General features: G+C 41.3%; 16 protein-coding genes and 2 pseudogenes. 6 read left to right on the top strand and 12 right to left on the bottom strand.

Going from position 1 to position 17,169, the window contains the following annotated elements; translation table 11 throughout:
* Positions 1–8: 8 nt before the first annotated feature.
* Genes E1963_RS07875 through prdC form a run of 3 tightly spaced genes read right to left on the bottom strand, consistent with a single transcriptional unit; the run spans position 9 to position 3,531 of the window.
* A complete protein-coding gene (locus E1963_RS07875) occupies positions 9–437 on the bottom strand; it encodes a CBO2463/CBO2479 domain-containing protein (RefSeq protein WP_132276907.1) in 429 nt (142 codons plus the stop codon).
* Complete coding sequence (gene prdA / locus E1963_RS07870) at positions 437–2,221, bottom strand: D-proline reductase (dithiol) proprotein PrdA (RefSeq protein WP_132276905.1); 1,785 nt, start codon at positions 2,219–2,221, stop codon at positions 437–439. The genes E1963_RS07875 and prdA overlap by 1 nt, the downstream gene beginning before the upstream one ends.
* A 14-nt stretch (positions 2,222–2,235) precedes the next feature.
* Complete coding sequence (gene prdC / locus E1963_RS07865; protein ID WP_132276903.1) at positions 2,236–3,531, bottom strand: proline reductase-associated electron transfer protein PrdC; 1,296 nt, start codon at positions 3,529–3,531, stop codon at positions 2,236–2,238.
* 265 nt (positions 3,532–3,796) lie between these two features.
* Here prdC and E1963_RS07860 point away from each other — a divergent pair, with 265 nt between their 5' ends.
* Positions 3,797–4,693: a LysR family transcriptional regulator gene (locus tag E1963_RS07860; protein WP_132276901.1), complete on the top strand. Its 897-nt coding sequence runs from the start codon at positions 3,797–3,799 to the stop codon at positions 4,691–4,693.
* Between the two features lie 823 nt (positions 4,694–5,516).
* Here E1963_RS07860 and E1963_RS07850 read toward each other — a convergent pair.
* From E1963_RS07850 to E1963_RS07815, 9 genes are all read right to left on the bottom strand, one after another.
* Positions 5,517–5,903, bottom strand: a complete 387-nt coding sequence (locus E1963_RS07850) for a MerR family transcriptional regulator (protein ID WP_132276899.1) — start codon at positions 5,901–5,903, stop codon at positions 5,517–5,519.
* A 270-nt stretch (positions 5,904–6,173) separates the two neighbouring features.
* Positions 6,174–6,314 (bottom strand): hypothetical protein, encoded by a 141-nt coding sequence (locus E1963_RS19635; RefSeq protein ID WP_016295776.1) that lies wholly within the window; start codon positions 6,312–6,314, stop codon positions 6,174–6,176.
* A gap of 51 nt (positions 6,315–6,365) precedes the next feature.
* A complete protein-coding gene (locus E1963_RS07845; protein WP_132276897.1) occupies positions 6,366–7,277 on the bottom strand; it encodes a cation diffusion facilitator family transporter in 912 nt (303 codons plus the stop codon).
* An 11-nt stretch (positions 7,278–7,288) separates the two neighbouring features.
* On the bottom strand, positions 7,289–7,987 hold the full coding sequence (locus E1963_RS07840) for an ABC transporter permease (RefSeq protein ID WP_132276895.1): 699 nt from the start codon (positions 7,985–7,987) through the stop codon (positions 7,289–7,291).
* Positions 7,984–8,667: an ABC transporter permease gene (locus E1963_RS07835; protein WP_132276893.1), complete on the bottom strand. Its 684-nt coding sequence runs from the start codon at positions 8,665–8,667 to the stop codon at positions 7,984–7,986. Before E1963_RS07835 ends, E1963_RS07840 begins: the two co-directional genes overlap by 4 nt.
* Complete coding sequence (locus E1963_RS07830) at positions 8,664–9,509, bottom strand: ABC transporter ATP-binding protein (protein ID WP_132276891.1); 846 nt, start codon at positions 9,507–9,509, stop codon at positions 8,664–8,666. Before E1963_RS07830 ends, E1963_RS07835 begins: the two co-directional genes overlap by 4 nt.
* A gap of 103 nt (positions 9,510–9,612) precedes the next feature.
* Positions 9,613–10,194 (bottom strand): TetR/AcrR family transcriptional regulator, encoded by a 582-nt coding sequence (locus E1963_RS07825; protein ID WP_132276889.1) that lies wholly within the window; start codon positions 10,192–10,194, stop codon positions 9,613–9,615.
* A 78-nt stretch (positions 10,195–10,272) separates the two neighbouring features.
* Positions 10,273–11,130, bottom strand: a complete 858-nt coding sequence (locus tag E1963_RS07820) for an alpha/beta hydrolase (RefSeq protein WP_132276887.1) — start codon at positions 11,128–11,130, stop codon at positions 10,273–10,275.
* A 142-nt stretch (positions 11,131–11,272) separates the two neighbouring features.
* On the bottom strand, positions 11,273–11,641 hold the full coding sequence (locus E1963_RS07815) for a VOC family protein (RefSeq protein WP_132276885.1): 369 nt from the start codon (positions 11,639–11,641) through the stop codon (positions 11,273–11,275).
* Between the two features lie 468 nt (positions 11,642–12,109).
* Between E1963_RS07815 and E1963_RS07810 the strand changes: the two are divergent.
* The 5 genes and pseudogenes from E1963_RS07810 (at position 12,110) to E1963_RS07790 (ending at position 17,073) form a co-directional block, all read left to right on the top strand.
* Positions 12,110–12,789, top strand: a pseudogene (locus E1963_RS07810) (DUF6017 domain-containing protein).
* A 14-nt stretch (positions 12,790–12,803) separates the two neighbouring features.
* Positions 12,804–13,022, top strand: coding sequence for a DUF5348 domain-containing protein (locus E1963_RS07805; protein ID WP_132276883.1), 219 nt, complete (start codon positions 12,804–12,806; stop codon positions 13,020–13,022).
* Positions 13,023–13,108: 86 nt separating this feature from the next.
* Positions 13,109–13,591, top strand: a complete 483-nt coding sequence (locus tag E1963_RS07800; RefSeq protein ID WP_132276881.1) for a PcfB family protein — start codon at positions 13,109–13,111, stop codon at positions 13,589–13,591.
* Positions 13,588–14,664 (top strand): annotated as a pseudogene (locus E1963_RS07795) (VirD4-like conjugal transfer protein, CD1115 family); the annotation flags it as partial. The gene E1963_RS07800 and the pseudogene E1963_RS07795, both read left to right, overlap by 4 nt.
* Positions 14,665–15,255: 591 nt before the next feature.
* Positions 15,256–17,073, top strand: a complete 1,818-nt coding sequence (locus tag E1963_RS07790; RefSeq protein ID WP_315974341.1) for a reverse transcriptase/maturase family protein — start codon at positions 15,256–15,258, stop codon at positions 17,071–17,073.
* Positions 17,074–17,169: the final 96 nt, after the last annotated feature.

The raw sequence follows: 17,169 nt of genomic DNA, 5'->3' as shown, positions 1-17,169 counted from the left end.
GACTGATTCTATCGGTATTTTTTTTTTCCTATAATTTTCATACAGCTAAAATAAAACTCTACATCCTGTCCTACCTGCAGTTCAACTGGTGTAAATGCCCATCTGCGGGGAACGTTGATCGTTCCTTTATTATTCATGATGGCTACACTGATCGCAGTGTCATTTACTTCTGTTATTTTGCCGCCTACAAGGCATGGCTGCGGCTCGTGATCAGTTGTCATATCTGAATCATCGTAATCGTACGGATCTTCTACAATCTGGATATAGCTGAAATAAAATTCAAGATCATGTCCCGGCTCGATCGGCGTATCGTCGATAACAAGGCTCTCGGGTACTATAAAAACACCTAATCTTCCATGTAGATGAATTTTTAACATTCCATCCGTCACTTTTTTTACAAGGCCGCCCATTTTTACAGGGTTAATTATGTAATCCATTAGTGCAGTGTTCCACTTTCTACAAGTTTTGTTTCCGGAAGACCTAATAATCTGTTATTTGCATTGATAACATCATTATTCCATTTCTTCTCAGCTGGTTTAATCGGAACGCCTGCCATCTTGTTCTTGAGCATCTGAATCGCACGTACTGCAACTTCAGGTGTTACACAGGATGTACCTGCGATATCATTCTCGAATCCACCTTTATCCATGTTCTCTTCAACCATAGCATCTGCGTACTCGTTACCAACAACAAGCTGTCCCTGGTATGCACAGAAGGAAACTCCTACTACCGGAACACCTCTCTTACCAGCCTGTCCGATATGCTGGATGAAATCGATATGGTTGTTTCCGAAACCTTCTGTTGTAATAATAACACCATCAAGGTTCATGCTTTCCATTAATGATCCAAGTCTTTCAGATACCCAGAGTTTCTCATCGTTAACCTGAGGAGATCCTACACAGATAACACCGATCAGATCCAGTTCGTCATCTGCAGCAAGACCTTCTACGAGTGGCTCTCTGATGTAATGACGTGTCATTTCTTTTGTAGCTGGTCCGATACATGTAAGTGCATGGATGGATCCATCTCTTACCTGGTTTGGTGTTAACAAGATCGGTACGTTTCCACAGTCAACGTTCTTCTGTCCGCCTTTGATTCCACATGGCTCTTCTGGGCAAAGTACGTTGTCATGCATAGCTCCCTGTCCCATGATTTCTTTAACAAGAGCAACTCTTGGATTTCCAACTCTTCTTACATCCTCGCAAAGCTCCTCACGAACGATTTCGCCGTCGTATTTTTTAAGCTCATTACGGATTGCCTGTACGATATAATCCTGACATTTGTGTGCTGCAAACGGGCCAGGTCTTGTCATTCCTGATAATCTCTGGATTACAGCATGGCAACGGATGATGATATCATTTTCATCTGCACATCCGGGATGTCCGAAATACATTTTCTCATCAAGGTATCCTTCTGAAGATCCGAACTCATGTACCTGAACTCCATCTTCATCCACACCTGTCAGCATGAATACAACACCATCAGCTACTTTTGTGATACCTTCTCCAAGTACACCTTCTACCTTTGTAGCGATTGGGCAAACGTCCATGATTGTCTCTGTGTAGATATGTCTTTCATCCGGATGGATTACTTCGAGTTCCAGACTTTTACAGAGAACGTCTTCTTTTACAGCGTCATTTACGATGTCTTTGTTGATTGTGATTACACCATCTTTGATAGATGTTTCATCTCCGAGTTTAACATCTGAAATTTTAATGTGTTTTTTAATCAGACTTCTGATTACTGTTTTCTCACCTGTTTTTTCGTCAACTGGTACTGCTGCCGGTGCCGGTGCTGCCGGTACTCCACCTGCAAATACTGGTACGTCCAGTTTTAATCCATCAAATTTCTCTGCTTTTCCGATTTCAATATGAATCATTCCGTTACCTCCTGTAATTGGCTGTACTACCGGTGCCGGTGCTGCTTCTTCTACTGCAGCCGGTTCCTCTGCTTTTTCCCCTTTAACTTCGTTCACTTTGTCAAGCACATCTTTTGTAATCGGTGTAAGTGCTTCAACATCCTGAAGTAATGTGCAGCCAATTACCTGTTCAATGCGAAGTCCGTCCGGTGTGAGTGTTAAAAGACCTGCCTCCTGCATGTCTTCGAACAGTCCCGGATCCTCCAGATCTGCTGCGCTGATCACAAGTCCTTTCTCTCTTCTACAGCAGAAGATTGCCGGATCCTTTAAATGCTGCTGCAATGTTTCCTGTGTAATAGACATTTTACTACCTCCCTTTATTCGTCCTTTTTAAATCTTCTTATCAGCTTATGATTTACCGCTCTCAGTGCACCGTCTGTGCAATGGTAAACCGGTAATTTAAGCTGTGGAGCACATGACATTACCGTATTACTGCAATCGGTACAGTTGCTGATCAGAACCGCCTGGGCTCCGTCTTTTTTCAGCTGCATAACCTTCTGTACCTGTCCAGGACAACGTCCCGGATTCTCACATTTACGGCTGTTTTTCAATTCTTTTGCCTGTTTGCAATATTCAACGCCTACAACCTCTGAGCCCATGCTCTTCGCCTGTTCTTCCAGACGTTCTTTATTGGCACCACATGCACAGACAAGCAGTCCGATTTTTTTCGGTCCCGGAAGAAATTCTTCCGCTGCAATAATGCCTCCTGTCGTCTTTATAACAGAAGCCTCCATTGACGTTCTCTTTCCGGTGAATGGTCCGCCCATAATAAGCTCGCCGTATTCTTCTCCCAGACCTCCTGCTTTCTCAATGACATCCGCAACTTTCATGCCGATTGGAATATCAAAGAAAATATGCACAGATGCATCTTCTTTCAGTTTTCCTGCAACCGTCATATCTTTATCGATCAACGGTTTCTTGTCTTCTACTGCCTCACGGATTCGAAGAACTGTCTCTGCGTTGATCACAATTGCATTTGCAGCCATCGGAAGCTGTTTCGGTTCCAGTAAGATTCCAAGAGTTTCACGCACAACAGCACGCTCTTCGCCCATTGGATAAATATTTTCAAGCTCGGAAATTTCAATATTCTTTTCCGTGATCTCTTCTTTTAATTTTGCGATTGCTTCTTTATGAATCCCTTTTTCTGCAATAATACCTTTTTCGGCATTCACCAGTTCCATCACGATCTTAAGTCCAGCAATAAGATGTTCCGGTTCTTTTTCAATTCTTGCAATATTATGGGAAAGTATTGGTTCGCATTCTGCCGCATTGACAAGTACAGCACCGCCACCGTCAAATTTTACATTCAATTTAACGGATGTAGGGAAACCTGCACCTCCCAATCCGACGATTCCTGCTTCCTCGATCAGCTCTGCCGGAGAGTTTCCTGTCAGTTTCCGGTACTCTGCATAATTTGTGTTGGATTCTTCGACTGTGATATTACAATCGTCGACTGCTGTTACTCTTCCATTGATACTTGAGAAAATATTGCTTCCCAATGCGTTTTTCGGTTTCGCAGCAATCATTTGCCCCCTTACAATGTTAACTCCTTTACAAACAATCGGCTGGGCTGGCACACCCGCATGCTGTTTAAGTGCAAAAACAAATTCCATCGTCGGCACCTCCTTTCTGAATTTTTCACAATAATCTGTGTAGATTTTTCACTTTTTGTGCTTTATACACACAGCAATTATTTGTCTATGTTTGGATTATATGTTATAATTACCAATGAAGGAACTGACATTGTTTAATATATGACATGCAAAACTTTCATAACTGAAAAAGTCCTGATAAATCATGCCTTTACTCAAAATAAATGGCATTATTTTTTTCAGGGCAAAAATTTGACTTGACAAATTTTTAAGAATGGAGGTCTATATGGATATCAGTAAGCTTGCATTACTCTGTGATGTTGCAGATACTAACAATCTGACGCTGAGTGCCGAGCGGATGGGTTATACCCAATCCGGTGTCAGCCACGCCATCAGTAAACTGGAATCTGAAATAGGAATTTCCATCATCAAGCGTACCAAACACGGTGTAGAACTCACCACCGAAGGAGAACTTCTCATGCCTTATATCCGTCTGGTCGTCACGCACTATCAGCGACTTGATGACATTGTAGATTCCATTCTCGGTCTTCAACGCGGCTCTCTCAGTATCGGTACCTATTGCAGTATTGCTTCTCAATGGCTTCCGGAAATTATCCAGAAATACCAGCAGCTTTATCCGAATATCGCCATCCGTATCCGTGAAGGCGGTGTCAGTGATGTAGAACGCTGGTTATATGAAGGAAGCATTGATTTTGGTTTTCTGAGCTGGAAAAAGAACCAGAATTTTAAGTTTCTTTCACTGGCAAGGGATTCTTTGTACGCAATTCTGCCCAAGGGATATTCCATACCCGAAGAGTATCAGAAAACATTTCCGATCTCTGCTTTTGCAGAATATCCTTTTATTGCATCCGAAAACGGTGTTGATCACGATGTAAGTGCTGCACTGGCTCAAGCCGGCGTTACACCGATGACCTGTTTCACCTGCCATGATGATCACACAATCATTCCAATGGTAGAAAAGGGTCTGGGAGTCGGACTGCTTCCCAGTATGTTTTTGAAGGGGCATGATACAAATATTCAGAAAATACCGGTTTCGCCTTGTTCCGTGAGAACTCTGGGAATTGGTATTTTATCCGAAAAAACACTTTCCGCCAGTTCCAAAGCATTCATCAAATTATCTCAAAAGATGATTACTCAATTGATTACAGCGGACAATGAATGAGTGCAGATCCGTATAAATCTGAGGTTCAGGTTTAAATCAGGACCACTCGTCCAACGGTTGGTTTGCTCTAGGGCTATAAGCCCTTGTTACTAGGCCGGCGCCTCAAGACGCTGGCTTTCTCTTTTGACTATGGGAATTCTGCTTACACATCCTTCCCATAGCTCCGTTCAAGCCATATTGCTCTTGACTCGTCGCTCCCCTTAAATGGTGTGGTATAAAAAAAGTTGACAGCTTATTCTCAAGGATTTCATAATAAAATCATGAGAATAAGTCCAGCTAAAGTTGCTAAAGCGAAAAGGCTTCTACCTCTTTTCGCACTAACACTCGCCGCAAGAGGTGGGTTTTGATACCCAACCACAAAAACTTTTTGAAAAAGTTTTGTCCATCAAAAAAGCACAAGGGCAATACTGACGTACTGATCTTGTGATTTCCGGATTGTTCCTGCTATATGATGTGATAAACCATATACAGGAGTATGTAGCACCGCAGAAATTAAACGGATTTTTTTAACGGTCTACCAATGGTCGAATGTTGTCGAATATGCAGGCGTTCCATGCGGCTCCCTCCCAAGCCGCTAAAACAAAACCATCCAGTAGTCTGTCCACCGTTAGGCAAAATAAATTCAGCAGCAGTTTTTTTTATTTACCGCATAGGAGCAATTTTTATTTTTTGATGGGCAAATAAATCCTTGTTTCGTACTTGTCTGGATTTCCCTTTAAGGTATATCCCATATTCTTATCATAAAATTCAATAATTGGTGCAGTGTAGTCTAAGTTGTTATCATTTGCGTAATCAAATAAGGATTTGTATGCCATACCTAAATTTAATTCTGTGATGTTGACTTGTATTTCATGTTCTCGACCTCCTTTTTTTCAAGAGGTCTCAGAGATAAATAAGATTTCATTTCATCAATTACAGATTTATGCTGCATAATTAGACTTTCCGTTAATACAATTTTCTCATTGATAAAATCGTTGAAGTCCTCTTGTGTCCTCATATTGGATAGAACATCTTTGATTTCCATAATCGAGAAATTGAATTTTCTTAACAATGAAATATATTGAGCTGTTTCAATGTCGTCTGCACTATAATAGCGATAACCATTTCCCTCATTTCGATATGAAGGAGATAAGATTTTTTCACTGTCATAATAACGTAAAGTCTGTGTTGTTAGATCTGTAATTTTTGAAAATTCACCTATTCGATACATACTGCTCACCTCTTTCTACTGTTATTCTAACCTTTACAGTGCGGTATAAGGTCAAGAAGAATATACATATTTATATAAAAAAGCCCGCACAAAACATATGGTTTGTACGAGCCTTTAAAGCTGTATTGCATTCAATTTTTATTAAAGCTTTATTAGATTGTGCTTGATTGTAAAGAATTGTACTTAAAGCTTTCCATAACGTTAGCCCCCTTAAAGCACTTTCTAGTGTCTAAAAACATCATTCTACAACATAACAAATTTCAATAAACCTTAATACATCTTGTCGTCCTCGCTATCTTTTGAACGATTGTTAGAATTTCTCTTTTGATTATACTTCTTCATAATTACAAGTTTAAGTAAACCAACGACAATCAAAACCACAACAATGATAATCCACCAGTATTGTTCCATAACCTACTCCCCTCCTTTCCCTTTCAATAGTCTTAAATCATCTTCCCTGTCCTATGTAGAATAGAGAAGTTCATTCGCATTAACATGTACCATACAATGTTTACATTGTGGAAAGTTGTTTTCAATCGTTTGATGGACTGCCTCAGCAATTCCATGAGCGTCATAAAGAGCTAAATTGCCATCAGCTAATATTTCAATATCTACATACATTTTCGTTCCAAACATACGGGTTTTTAATTCATCAATACCATCAACCCCTTGCTGCTTAAGCACAACTTCCCTAATCTTTGTTTCAGTAGCATTGTCACAACTATGGTCTACCATTTTGTTAATGCTTTCTTTGAAAATGTCCAAAGCAGCTTTTAAGATACAACCACAAATCACAACGCTTGCAATAGGATCGAGAATAGCATAGCCTAAACGCGCCCCTAAAATGCCAATTAAGGAACCAACTGACGAGAGTGCATCAGAGCGGTGGTGCCATGCGTCAGCCATAAGCGCATCAGAATTTGTATGCTTTGCAGCATTTCTTGTAAACCAGTACATCCACTCTTTTATAACAATGGATAAGACTGCCGCCGTAAGTGCGATTCCACTAGGGATAGAAAGCGTATTGTACTGTCCTGAAAAGATTTTCTTGATCCCTGAATATCCTATTCCAGCACCCGTTATAGCCAAGGCAACAGAGAGAATAATGGAAGCCACACATTCCATACGTTCATGCCCATAAGGATGTTCTTTATCAGGCTGTTTTTCTGATATTTTAATTCCAACCATCACAACGATTGTGCTTAATACATCAGAAGCCGAGTGTACAGCGTCCGACAGCATAGCACTTGACTTTCCTATATATCCGGCAGTAAATTTAAGTAGCGATAAACCCATGTTGATGATTAGTGTGATTTTGGAAACCTGAATAGCCTTATTTACATTTTTGTTTTGCAGAAGTCTACCTTTTTCCATAATATGCCTCCTTATCCTGCCAGCTTCCGAAACAGACGTTTTGCAAGGAAGTAGTACCAGACTAAAGCTACCACCAATCCTATGGAGAAATAAAGAACCGCTTCATTCTGCATGGCTTTTGCTACCCAAAATGACGGAAGGAAGCCAACCGCGAACTGGTAGTAACTATCAATAAAAAAGGGGGCTGGTATTCCGAGTAATGTAAGTGCAGCTAGTTTTGTAACTGCCATACCCTCTAATTTATTGCTTGATAATGTGATAATCATAAGTGAAACAATAATTGCCTGTACTGAGCCGAGAAGCGCCAAACATATTGTCATTCCAATGGACAACTTTTCTAATGAAAAAAGCAACAGTACAATAAAAGCGATGACCGCCGAAATAATTGAGGGTGCTCCCAACCTTGTAAAGAGATACCCCGACTTACCAAGAGGGGTAATCGAAAAGTACCGTGACACTTTATCGTCGATTTCCTCTAACGTAATCATTGCAAATGCAAAGCAGAGCAATACAGGAGCCATGATAGAAAGCAATAAATCAAAGATCGGATAGTATTCTTGCAAAGAAAAATCTGTTATCCTTTCAAGAAACGGAATACCGAATTTAATCAAAGCTCCCATGACAAAAGGCGTAAAACAAGCTGCAAACATCATAGGGTCGCTCTTGATTTGCTTAAATATCTGCATGGTACTGGATAATACCCTTTTCATATCTTTACACCTCCCAAACTTTTCCACATATGCCGAACTGTACGTCGCGCAACTATGTAGAGAATAATCAACGTAGCAATTACAAGTACCATATCAAACGATAGTAAACTGTTTTTCCCGGTTATAAGGTTCATGCAGGCGGTAAAAGGGAAAAAGCGAAATATATCTGGTAACTTTACAAACAGACCAACGATTGGTGGAACAAAGCAAACAATCTCTATGGGCATAATCACAATGAGAAATTGGTTCAAGTTTGAAATTCTTGTAGCCGCAATAATTCCAATCATAGTAAAGATTGCTGATGTCAATGCCGTACCAACTGTGATACCAAGTAAATGATTGCTGCCGGAAACAAATCCCAATATCAACGCAATGATTGTAGAAATAGCAATCAACGCGATTGTTTTTGAAAGTATGTACTCCGATACTTTTACAGGCGATACTACCATAGCATTTAACACCTTTTGACTTTTTTCCAAGAGGACAATCGCTCCCATAAAAAACAATCCCATTGCTGCCGGGTCAGAGTATATCATGATAGAAGCAATATCCGTTTTCCAATGTCCCGTCAAAGCGGCAATCCCACACACATATAAAACTGTTAATATAAAGTAGATAAAATAAAAACCATATTTCCATTGGAAATGTATATCACCACAAATTAAACGTCCCAATCTCATTGAAGTGTCCTCCCTGTAATATCAACAAAAATATCATTTAATGTAGGCTCACTACTATGAATAGAAAGCAAACGGTTTTCGGAAATTAAACTTTTTAACAATTTATCTTCTGTGGTTCTATCAAGCAGACATTCTCCGGTTTTCTCGCCTTTATCATAGTAGGTATATTGTATTTTGGCAGCTCCCCTTGACATAATCAAATTATGCGGGCTATCCAATGCACTGACTTTTCCGGCAACGATAAAGGCTACTTGGTCACATAGCTCTGTTGCGTCAAACATATTGTGAGTAGTAATGATAATCGTTTTTCCGCGTTTCTTTTCCGCAAGAATAATATCTTTCATTAAACGATTATTTGTAGGGTCAAGACCGCTTGTAGGTTCATCAAGGAATAATATATCAGGGTCATGGACTAACGCTTTAATGAAATTCAAGCGAGAACGCATACCTTTGGAAAAGTCAGCAACTTTTTTGTCCCCATCATTTTCCAAGCCTACCATATGCAATAATTCATCAATAGACCGAGGTTGCTTTTCATATAGAGAAGCAAAATAGGCGAGATTTTGTCGTGCGGTGAATTTCTCGTAGCAGGTTGAAAATTCAAAGTCTACTCCAATATTTTCATAAAACCGATTTGTATGCTCCCTTATTTCTGTACCTGCAACTTTTACGCTGCCTTTATATCTTGTATTAAGCCCAGTTAAAACTTTTTGAATAGTTGATTTTCCAGCACCAGAGGGTCCTAAAAAACCGAAAATTTCTCCTCTCCCAACATGGAAACTTACATTCTCAACAAACGGTTTGTCAGTATAGCTAAAATACAGTTTTTTTACATCAATCATTACACTTTCCTCCTTTAACTTTATGACGATTATAGATATATAGTCATATATGCTGTAAAAAATTTGTTTGGCTACCTGCCTGTCAAATAACCAAACAAAATTGTTACTCTGCTACTACTTGCTGAATAATACCATTCACTAAAAGATTTTGTATCATATTCAGTTCTTCGTCCTCTTTGAATTGTTCCAAACAGGACAAAACAGAATACAGGGATTTTATGATAACCGTATGCGGAACCAAAAATACAACCCCTAAATCTTCCAGTATCTCCAATATACGAATATCATTGTGCATATGGCTTTCAAAAATATCCGGTGATAATTTTCTTTGCAGATAGTCCAATATAGATAAGTCAATCTGCGAAAGAATAGGTGAAGTAATCAAACCCGTTAAACTTAGCATAATAACGTCCTTTGCTAAATCTCTATGGTTCTTATATTTTTTCTCTTTAATGGTTGCTTCTATACTTTCAAACAGCTCTTTTTGTAGACGAAAATTGATGTCCACGTATAGATGTTCTTTACTGGGATAAAAAGCATAGAAAGAACCCTTTGATATGTTTACGGCGGCCACTAAATCATCAACCGTTACTTTTTTCAAACCGTGTAATGCAAACAGCTTTTCTCCCTCTATCAAAAGTTTATTGCTGATGATTTCTTTCTCTTGTTCTGTAAATCGTGGCAATTTTCATAACCTCCTTATGACTAAATTGTTAGTATCGTCACGAAAAGTATAACATTTACTGCTCATATTATCAATATACTATCCGAGATATTTATGCAATGTAGGTTCCAATGCGTTTATCGTCGTGTCTGTATCCTCATTAAAAATCATGTGACGATTGAGTTCTAAAGTAAGCAATTCCTTTTGCGGCGCATGAATTAAATCAAATACTTTGTTGGTATAATCAAAGCTAAAAAGCGGGTCGCCTTTGGCCGTAATTAAAATAACTGGACATTGTATAGACCCATTCTCCAGACACGATAAGTCAGCATTGAATAAACTGGCGACAAATCTTAAAGGATAATAGGATAAAAGCATAGGGTCATTTAAGCAATCGTGTTTTGCCTGTTCACTATAAAATACTTTGTTATAGTCTAAATAAGCATCTCCCGGTACCTTATAGTTAGGTAACAACTTTCCGCCCACGCGAAAGCCCCATTGTATCAGCCCCATAAAACGGTGTGTCCATACGGGATATTTTGTTAGGCTCATAGTTTCTTTTAATGTAGTCAGCATGATATTATGTGGAAAAACAGCTTTTAACCTTGTGTCCCTACCCGCCGCCATTGCAGCTAAAATCCCGCCTTGACTGGAACCCATGACAGCTATGTTTTCACCGAAATTTTCTATTCCGTAAGTCGTTGCGTCATATACATTATGCAACATATCTTCCATTATATAATTTTTCTTGATTTTAGGGCTTTTTCCGTGTGAAAGATAGTGAACGCCTATTATATTAAATCCTCTTTCACTCAATCCGCATAGAAAATTCTCATACATGAGAGGATGTGACATAGTACCCGGCAAAAAAACAATGGTAGGACTACTTCTTTCTGTATACCAGATAGAAAGTGTTATCGGAACATTATTTGAAGAAATGTCAACTTCTTTATACATACCACATACCTCCTATATGACTAATTTGGTTTTATAGTCATATTATATATTATTGCAACCGAGAAGTCAACAGCTATAAATATATGATTTTACCAAGAAACACTTTCTAACAAATCATATACCTTAAAATAAGTATAGGATTTTATTGTTTGACTGTACTTAAACAAAACGGATGACCTTCTGGATCAAACATAACTGTTGAAGTGTCATAATACTGAATTTCAGATTTCGTTGCCCCGCATTCTAAAGCATGTAAAACACCTTTTTCTAAGTCATCAACCAGAAAGTCAATGTGTGCCATTTGTTGTTGTTTATCTTTCTGCCATGGCCATACTGGTGCTACATATTCTTCAATTTCCTGAAACGCAAAAATCCAACCTTGAGGAGAGCGTAAACCTGCCCAGCCATTCCCTGAAAGGATTTTCTCCCACCCAAGTAACTTTACATAAAAATCTGACAATGCATCAGCATCTTGGCAATCATAAGCAAAACCTGAAATATCACTAATCATTTCTTATTCCATATCTTTCTTTATTGAATATTTTAAATACATCAATATTATACTGTCATATAATTTATATAAAATTCAATGATTATCTCGGAAAACCCTTGATTTACGGGCGTTTTCAAAGGATTGTAGGCTGAAATTACTACCAATTTACTACTTACGGAGTTAGCTTTGATATGCTGCCGAAATCCTTTTGAAGATAACCCATACCGCCGTTATCAAATGGCGTGGTACATCAGCAATGAAATAGAAAGCATAACACACCACCAGACAGGCGGCGTTTCTTACTTCCACATGGAAGAACAAGAACGCCGCTTTTTTATGCCCTCATGTCACGCAGTAGGGGCAAAGGAAGCCTTATATCATGGGGCTTTACGGGTGCGGTTTTGACCGGGCAAGGGAAATATACCGAAACCCTCAAAAACGCCGTCCTACCGCGTGACAAATCCACAGCAAAGGAGTGATGAAGCTATGGCAGTTTTCCGCGTGGAACGAAACAAGGGCTATACCGTCATGAGCAACCACCACCTACGCAACAAGGAACTGACCTTAAAGGCAAAGGGCTTGTTGTCGCAAATGCTGTCCTTGCCGGAGGATTGGGACTACATCCTTGCGGGGCTGTCCCTTATCAACCGGGAAAAAATCGACGCTATCCGGGAAACGGTACGGGAGCTTGAACGCGCCGGATATATCGTGCGTTCCAGAGAGCGCGACGAGAAAGGACGCTTGCGGGGCGCGGAATATGTGATTTACGAGCAGCCGCAGCCACAACCGCCTAAGTTGGATTTACCTACGTTGGAAAATCCAACGCAATTAAATAAAGAGATACAAAGAACTGACTTACAAAAAACAGATTTATCAACTACGGATTTATCAAGTACCCATTCCATTCCTATCCATTCCCTAAATCCCCTGCCTTTGGAACAGGACACGGCAGAGCCGGAACGGAAAGGAACGGAAGTGTTCAAACAAAGTTTATGAGGCTTAACAGCTCACACAATCAATTCGTGTTTGACTGTATGCGGGAGAACACCACCAAAATCCGCAACATCAAGCAGTATTTACGGGCGGTACTCTTTAACGCCCCGACCACCATTGACAGCTATTATACCGCCCTTGTCGCTCACGACATGGCAAGCGGCAAAATCTGAAAGGAGTACAGACCATGAAACAGGGAGCCTTGATTTTTGACGAAACCACCGACCGCTACGACATTCGCTTTGACCTTGCCGACTACTACGGCGGCTTGCATTGCGGGGAATGTTTCGACGTGATGATTGGCGGCAAATGGAAGCCGACCCGCATTGAAATGAACCCGGAACAGGAATGGTATCTTGTGGGGGTACGCGCCGGGGACTTGAACGGCTTACGGGTGCGGCTTTAAGCCCATGCGCCGCAGCACAGACGGGGACAGCCAGAAAAGCGGCGTACCACCCTAAAGCAGACCCTACCGGGAAAGGAGGACGGTAAATGCAAGACGAAGTAAACGAAAAGACCGTTGCCATATCCATAAAGGCAACCAAACTGACAGCGGCACTTTTACAAGCCGCCATGAAAAAGCTGCTTGCACAGGCAAAAAAGCAGCTTGACAAACAGGCAACGCCCCACGGCAAGCAGACCTTAAAGCAGCTTATGAAGCAGAACGCGGGCGTGTCGAATATCGAAATCACTGACAGCAATATCAAAGCCTTTGAGAGTACCGCGAAGAAAAACGGCGTTGATTTTGCGCTGAAAAAGGACGCGACGGAAACCCCGCCCCGTTATCTCGTGTTTTTCAAGGGCAGGGACGCGGACGTGCTTACCGCAGCCTTTAAGGAGTTTTCCGCAAAGAAGCTGACGCAGGAACAAAAACCCTCAATCCGCAAGGCATTAGCCGCCTTTAAGGAAAAGGCAAAGCTGCTGAACGCCAGCCGGGAAAAGGTGAAGAACAAGGACAGGGGGCGCGAACTATGAGCAACGTCAATCTGAAAAAGCTGATACTTCCCAACATACCCTATCTGCTCTTTGTCTACCTCTTTGACAAGGTGGCACAGGCGGCGCGGCTTGCACCGGGTGCGGACTTTTCCGCTAAAGTGCTGCATATCGGGGACGGCTTCACCGCTGCCTTTTCCTCATTCGCGCCGAGCATTACCCCCGTGGATATGCTTGTAGGCGTTGCCGGGGCTGTCCTTATCCGGCTGATTGTGTATGTCAAAGGCAAGAACGCGAAGAAGTACCGCAAGAATGTAGAGTACGGTTCTGCCCGTTGGGGAAATGCAGAGGACATAAAGCCCTATGTAGACCCGGTTTTTCGTGAAGCCTAACCTCATGCAAATGCACAGCAGCTATGTAGTCACTGACCCAAAAGGGACGGTTTTAGTCGAGTGCGGCAAGCTCTTACTGCGGGGCGGCTCTTTTATTGCGCCCTAATCGGCTACATCTGGTACGAAGCCCCGGAGGAAGAAAAGAACTTCACGACCCTGCTTGACATGATAAATGCGTCGGAAGCCCGCGAGGACGACCCGGAATTTCAAGGCCCGGTTGACCTCATGTTTGAACGCTTGGAGGAAAAAGACCCGAAACACTTTGCCGTGAAGCAGTACAAAAAATTCCTGTTAAGTGCGGGCAAGACCCGTTCCTCAATCCTTGTCAGTTGCGGCGCAAGGTTAGCCCCCTTTGACATTCGGGAATTGCGGGCGCTGATGGAAACCGACGAAATGGAGCTTGACACCATAGGGGACAGAAAAACGGCGTTGTTCGTTATCATTTCCGACACCGACGACACCTTTAACTTTGTTGTTTCAATCCTCTACACACAGCTTTTCAACCTCTTGTGTGACAAAGCCGACGACGTATACGGCGGGCGGCTTCCCGTCCATGTGCGCTGTCTGCTTGACGAATTTGCGAATATCGGGCAGATACCGAAGTTTGAAAAGCTCATTGCCACAATCAGAAGCCGGGAAATATCGGCTTGTATCATTCTGCAAAGCCAGAGCCAGTTAAAAGCCATTTACAAAGACAACGCCGACACCATAGTAGGGAATTGCGTGCGCCCAGAAGTCGCCAGCGCATTATAAATTCGGCGGCGTGGTATTTATGGAATACTGCCTTTAGCAAGCAGTAGGTAAAAGTATCAAGTGATGAAAAATCACAGCCTATTATTCTACAACTTATCCGAGAGGGGAAACCCGAAGGGGAGTGTAGCATGTTGTCGCTCTTGTCAATAGACGAGAACCTGAATCATAAGGTACTAATCCTGTGTATCTGAAAGTTCAAGAATAAAAATTCGTGTATGAGGTACAAAGCTAAACTGCCTGAACGATAGCCAGAGTGGGGGAATCCTGACTCCGCATACGAAAAGGATTGAAACGTATGCTATTCCATGTTGGTTTCATTTCGCAGTTATGAAAGTAAGCGATACTCATGGAAGGACAACCGCAAGACAGCGGGTAAATGGCGAAAGTCGGTGCCGACAACACGAAACGCTAATTTCATAAATACTAACTGGGGATGACCTAAACCCGGTAACGGGCATGGTCACACAGCTCCCATAGTAGTCCGAGACGTTAATGACGTTCACATGGCGAAGGGGAGCAGCTTATTTACTAATACGACATGAAAGGACGGTGCGAGAGGCATTGAGAAATCCAATCCAAGTATTAAGTAGTTTGACGGAAAAGTCAAAGAATGAATCTTACAGGTTTCAGAGATTATATCGGAATCTGTACAATCCAGAGTTCTACTGGCTTGCATATAAAAACATATATGCAAACACAGGCAGTATGACTGCCGGTGCAGATGGAACTACCATTGATGGCATGAGTGACGAAAGAATCCAAAGGATCATTGAATCCATGCGAGATAAAAGTTACCTGCCAAAACCTGCACGTAGGGAATATATTGCTAAGAAAAAAAGTAATAAAAAGCGTCCGTTAGGAATCCAGTCGGGCAATGACAAACTGGTGCAGGAAGTAGTGAAAATGATTTTAGAAAGCATTTATGAGCCTGTGTTTAAGAAAACATCACATGGATTCAGACCAAACAAAAGCTGTCAGACAGCATTATACCAGATTCAGAAAACCTTTACGGGAACGAACTGGTTTGTTGAGGGCGATATACACGCCTGCTTCGACAGTTTTAATCACCACACAATCATCAGATTGCTGAGAAAACGTATTGATGATGAAATGTTTCTACAACTTATATGGAAGTTTCTAAAAGCAGGTTATATGGAGCAATGGACGTACAATCGGACTTACAGCGGTGTACCGCAGGGTTCAGGTGTCAGTCCAGTGCTTGCAAACGTGTACCTTCACGAATTAGATAAATTCATGGAGGAATATGCGCAGAAATATAATCGAGGAAAGAAGAAACAAATGAACTCCGACTACAATAAAGTTGTCAAAAAGGCATCCTATTATAGATGTATGGGCAAAAAGAAGTGGACGGATTTACCTCCAGAAGAACGTCAGGAACGCAATAAGCACTTGAAAATGCTTGAAAAGCAAGCAAGACAATTAACTCCTACCAAACCTTTGGATGAGACATATAAACGGATTCAGTACACCCGTTATGCTGATGATTTCATTATCGGAGTAATCGGGAGCAAAGCGGACGCAGAACAGATGAAAGCTGATGTCGGCAGATTTCTCAGGGAAGAACTGGATTTGGAAATGTCCGAAACCAAAACGAAGGTTACGCATACAGGAGACAGAGCCAGATTTTTAGGCTATGACATTACGGTATCCAGAAGTCAGGATTTAAAGAAATCCGCAGGAGGATACAAAATAAGAAGCAATGCAGGTGTGGTGAAACTGCTTGTACCCAGAGAAAAATGGGTGGGAAAATTACTGGAATATCATGCAATCAAAATCAAGATTAACGAAAACGGAAAAGAAAGATTTGTAGCCCTGCACAGGGGAAAACTGGTAAATCAAAGCGATATAGAAATTCTGGCAAGATATAATGCGGAAGTTCGTGGACTTTACAACTACTATGCTATAGCAAATGATTCCTTTAAGATAGGCAGATTTGCCAATCTTATGAAGTACAGTATGTACAAGACATTTGCCTGTAAGTATAAAACAAATGTTCACGAAATCAAGCGCAGATATTGTGTTGGAGGTCTGTTTACAATCGCATACGATACCAGAGCAGGCAGGAAAACCACGACCTTTTACAGAGATGGGTTTAAGCGAAAAGAATCAGCTACAAAGTTTGACAATGTGAGCGAACTTCCGCAATTCTCAAAATACGCTAAAACCAACACTCTGAAACAGAGAGTGGAACGCCATACCTGTGAACTCTGTGGAAAGGATTGCAGAAATCTGGAAATCCATCAAGTAAAGAAACTAAAAGACCTAAAGGGCAATGCGGAGTGGATACTCCTTATGCGCAAAAGGAGACGGAAAACTCTTGTGATATGTCCCGAATGTCATAAACTGATTCATTCTTAATACCGCAAATATAATAAGCGGAAAGCCGTATACATCGAGAGGTGTACGTACGGTTTGGGAGGGAGGGGATGCAAGTCCTGCAAAGGATGAGCTGAA

The sequence above is a fragment of the Extibacter muris genome (genome assembly GCF_004345005.1).
Lineage (GTDB): Bacteria > Bacillota > Clostridia > Lachnospirales > Lachnospiraceae > Extibacter > Extibacter muris.
The sequence above is the reverse complement of the archived record's forward strand: the minus strand, read 5'-3'. Positions and strand labels throughout refer to the sequence as shown.

Bases quoted from the DNA above. Each gene is read 5' to 3' on its own strand.
- E1963_RS07840 (WP_132276895.1), bottom strand. From the start codon at position 7,987: ATGAAAAGGGTATTATCCAGTACCATGCAGATATTTAAGCAAATCAAG.
- E1963_RS07830 (WP_132276891.1), bottom strand. From the start codon at position 9,509: ATGATTGATGTAAAAAAACTGTATTTTAGCTATACTGACAAACCGTTT.
- E1963_RS07875 (WP_132276907.1), bottom strand. From the start codon at position 437: ATGGATTACATAATTAACCCTGTAAAAATGGGCGGCCTTGTAAAAAAA.
- E1963_RS07835 (WP_132276893.1), bottom strand. From the start codon at position 8,667: ATGAGATTGGGACGTTTAATTTGTGGTGATATACATTTCCAATGGAAA.
- E1963_RS07845 (WP_132276897.1), bottom strand. From the start codon at position 7,277: ATGGAAAAAGGTAGACTTCTGCAAAACAAAAATGTAAATAAGGCTATT.
- E1963_RS07800 (WP_132276881.1), top strand. From the start codon at position 13,109: ATGCAAGACGAAGTAAACGAAAAGACCGTTGCCATATCCATAAAGGCA.
- E1963_RS07815 (WP_132276885.1), bottom strand. From the start codon at position 11,641: ATGATTAGTGATATTTCAGGTTTTGCTTATGATTGCCAAGATGCTGAT.
- E1963_RS07805 (WP_132276883.1), top strand. From the start codon at position 12,804: ATGAAACAGGGAGCCTTGATTTTTGACGAAACCACCGACCGCTACGAC.
- E1963_RS07850 (WP_132276899.1), bottom strand. From the start codon at position 5,903: ATGTATCGAATAGGTGAATTTTCAAAAATTACAGATCTAACAACACAG.
- prdA (WP_132276905.1), bottom strand. From the start codon at position 2,221: ATGTCTATTACACAGGAAACATTGCAGCAGCATTTAAAGGATCCGGCA.
- prdC (WP_132276903.1), bottom strand. From the start codon at position 3,531: ATGGAATTTGTTTTTGCACTTAAACAGCATGCGGGTGTGCCAGCCCAG.
- E1963_RS07860 (WP_132276901.1), top strand. From the start codon at position 3,797: ATGGATATCAGTAAGCTTGCATTACTCTGTGATGTTGCAGATACTAAC.
- E1963_RS19635 (WP_016295776.1), bottom strand. From the start codon at position 6,314: ATGGAACAATACTGGTGGATTATCATTGTTGTGGTTTTGATTGTCGTT.
- E1963_RS07820 (WP_132276887.1), bottom strand. From the start codon at position 11,130: ATGTATAAAGAAGTTGACATTTCTTCAAATAATGTTCCGATAACACTT.